At 53.0% G+C, this 3,017-nt stretch carries 3 protein-coding genes; 1 reads left to right on the top strand and 2 read right to left on the bottom strand.

The genetic code is table 11. The annotated features are described in order from the left end of the window. Positions 1-3: 3 nt before the first annotated feature. Both ACJROR_RS10265 and ACJROR_RS10260 read right to left on the bottom strand, forming a co-directional pair. Positions 4-936: a hypothetical protein gene (locus tag ACJROR_RS10265; protein ID WP_406546975.1), complete on the bottom strand. Its 933-nt coding sequence runs from the start codon at positions 934-936 to the stop codon at positions 4-6. A gap of 241 nt (positions 937-1,177) precedes the next feature. Continuing rightward, positions 1,178-1,966, bottom strand: a complete 789-nt coding sequence (locus tag ACJROR_RS10260) for a hypothetical protein (protein WP_406041281.1) — start codon at positions 1,964-1,966, stop codon at positions 1,178-1,180. A 435-nt stretch (positions 1,967-2,401) separates the two neighbouring features. On the opposite strand from ACJROR_RS10260, the gene ACJROR_RS10255 reads away from it, so the two are divergent. Further along, positions 2,402-2,983 (top strand): peroxiredoxin, encoded by a 582-nt coding sequence (locus tag ACJROR_RS10255; protein ID WP_406546974.1) that lies wholly within the window; start codon positions 2,402-2,404, stop codon positions 2,981-2,983. Positions 2,984-3,017: the final 34 nt, after the last annotated feature.

The following is a 3,017-nucleotide window of genomic DNA, read 5'->3' as shown; positions in this document are numbered from 1 at the left end:
GGATCAGTCTCTGTAATGCCAGACCCGCCACTCATCAGCATCCATGACCTTCCGGGCCCGGTTCTTGATGCTGGTCAGGGTCATTTCCATGTTCAGGAACGCGCTGAAACCTCTGGAATCGTCATCACAGCCCTTTTTGCGGAGACAGTAGTTCGTGAACATATGGCAGTTATTAAGCGCAATGTTGTACGTTCCCAGATTGCATCCCACCATGCTCAGGGCTCTCCGGGCCGCTCTCTTTTTGCCCACGGCATAGCCATGATGGCTGGAAACGTAAATGCTGAAACCGGTGCCCCCATTGACAAATTCGCTGGGAGATACCAGATTTATGATGCACTGGCCGCCCTCGTTAGTGAGCTCGACAATGCACTTCTCCCCGCCGCCGACGTAAATGCCGGAGTGCTCCGCGCTGCCAAAGGCCAGATCAACGTACAGCACCGAACCGAACACCGGAGTTACCGGATCCCTGACAACATTGTCAATAAAGGATTCAACCGGGGCCATCAAAGGACCTAATGCAGGATTTACAAACTTCATAATCTCCGGCACGTACTGGGTAGCGTTATCCGCGAAGTCAGCAACCTGAGAAACCGGTTTATCGATTGCATCAATGGTGTCACAAACGATGTTTATGCCTTTTTCGGCCGCATCGCATGCAGCATTGCCGGCAGCGCAGACGGTATCGCCAATAAACTCAGCGGTGCCGGAAACAGCCTTGCCGGCAGAAGATACGGCGCCGCCCGCAATATCGGCAGCATCACAGACTGCTTTACCGGCCATCTCAGCGACATCGCAGACGGCGTTACCGGCAGAGAAGACTGCGTCGCCGGCAGCCTCAGCAACGCCGGAGACCGTCTTTTCGGCAACGGAAACGGTGCCGGAAATTACACCGCATACAGAACCAAAAGCGCTTTCAGCAAAATCAAATAAGCCCATGATAATTCTCCTTTAACAATTTAAGGTATTCAGGCAGAGGTCTGATGACAAAGAAGCTGAAAACCTGTCTCCGCCTCTTTTCATTCGTTTATTCAATTGTCCGCTGTTCTGAGATAAGATCCGGAAAAATAAAGTGCAGCTTTAAGGCCTCCGGAAATTCCTGACCTTTGACTGCCCGGGAGCAGCAGCGAACCGCGGACGCCGGAAACCCTGTTCCGGAGACACGGTCGCTGTCTCAGACTCAGTCTTTATAGTGCCAGACCCGCCACTCATCAGCATTCATGACCTTGCGGGCCCGGTTCTTGATGCTGGTCAGGGTCATTTTCATATCCGGGATGGCGCTTATCCCTCTGGAATAGTCATCACTGTCCTTTTGGAGGAGACAGTAATTCGTGAACATATGGCAGTTGTTGGACACCAGACTGTACCTTCCCAGATTGCGGCCCACCATGCTCCGGGCAGTCCGGGCTGCTAATTTCCTGCCGACGGCGCAGCCATGATGGCTGGAGACGTAAATGCTGAAGCCGGAGCCGCCATTGATAAACTCACTGGGAGATACCAGATTTATGATGCACTGGCCGCCCTGGTTGGTGAGCTCGACAATGCACTTCTCCCCGCCGCCGACGTAAATGCCGGAGTGCTCCGCATAGCCGCAGGCCAGATCAACGTACAGCACCGAACCCTCTACCGGAGCCACCTTATCCCGGAACAGGTTGTCAATTACGGATTCAGCCAGAGCCATTCCGAGACCGCCCACAGATCCATGTCTGATAACCTCCGGCAGATACCCGAGAGCGCCATCCGCAAAATCAAGAGCCCGGGAGGCCGGTTTGTCGATTGCATCAATGGTGTCTGAAAAGAGGTTCGCTCCCTTTTCGGCAGCATTGCAAACAGCGTTACCGGCATGAGAGACGGAATTGCCGGCAAAGAAAGCGGTGCCGGAGACGGCCCTTCCGGCATAGGAAGCGGTCTCGGAAACAACGTTGCGGACGGAACCAAAGGCGCTTTCGGCAAAATCAAATAATCCCATGATATTTCTCCTTTAACAGTTTCAGATGCTGAGAACGAGGCAGGCGGTAAAGAACCGGACTTGGAATGAATCGCATCCGGCGTTTTCCCGCTCTGCTCATTCCTCAAATCTTTCTCAGCCTCACCGGTCTTTTCTAATTTTCCTGCGAGGTGAAGCGCATTCCGGAAATAAAAAGTGCATATTAAGGCGGTAAGTTAAAGAGCAGGAGGAGGTTTCCTGAAAAACAGTGTTTCAGGTGAAGAAGAATCGTTATGACGCAAGGCTTACATGAAACTCGGGAATCCCCGGGGCAGATCCCGGAAATTTCTGATTGGGCCGGAAATATCTGATTTTTGACTGGGGCTTAAGTATTCGGGGGGAAACAGAGTTATGCTTAACGCATATGGGAAAACATTTAAAATCAGGGATCGCGAGTTGAACAAAAGGAGCAACCTAATGCCGCTAAAAGAAGGAACCCCGGCACCGGATTTCAGTCTGCCGGATCAGAACGGGGACATGCATTCGCTGGCTCAGTACCGCGGCCGGAAGGTCGTGCTCTACTTCTATCCCCGGGACAATACTCCGGGCTGCACCAAGCAGGCCTGCGGGTTTGCCGAGCGGAGTTCCCGGTTCAGTGAGCTTGATACAGTGATTCTGGGAGTGAGCCGGGACAGCGCCGCATCCCATCTCCGGTTTCAGGAAAAGTTCAGCCTCCCCTTTACGCTGCTCTCAGATCCCGAGCTTATCGCGCATCGTGCCTATGATGTCATTCAGCCTAAAAAGACCCCGCAGGGGATTCGGGAAGGCACTCTGCGTTCGGCGTTTCTCATTGATGAAAACGGCATTCTGGTTAAAGCCCTGCCGGGAGTAAAGGCAGCGGATAATCCGGAGGAAATGCTGGAGCTTGTTAAAGGGCTCGCTGATAAACAGGTCCGGAAGCCGCTTTACCGGACTCATTCATCAGGAGAGCGGCTTCTTTGCCGCTTTTTCAGTTTCACCGCTCAATTATCGGGATCTCACGCCCCGGGAAGGCTTTAAAGAGCTTTTGCCCAGAGGTAGAAATCGAGCTTCT

Source organism: Succinimonas sp. (assembly GCF_045225735.1).
GTDB lineage: Bacteria > Pseudomonadota > Gammaproteobacteria > Enterobacterales > Succinivibrionaceae > Succinimonas.
This window is presented reverse-complemented; position numbering and strand designations above follow the sequence as displayed.

Coding starts and splice junctions, on each gene's coding strand:
- ACJROR_RS10265 (WP_406546975.1), bottom strand. CDS start 936: ATGGGCTTATTTGATTTTGCTGAAAGCGCTTTTGGTTCTGTATGCGGT.
- ACJROR_RS10260 (WP_406041281.1), bottom strand. CDS start 1,966: ATGGGATTATTTGATTTTGCCGAAAGCGCCTTTGGTTCCGTCCGCAAC.
- ACJROR_RS10255 (WP_406546974.1), top strand. CDS start 2,402: ATGCCGCTAAAAGAAGGAACCCCGGCACCGGATTTCAGTCTGCCGGAT.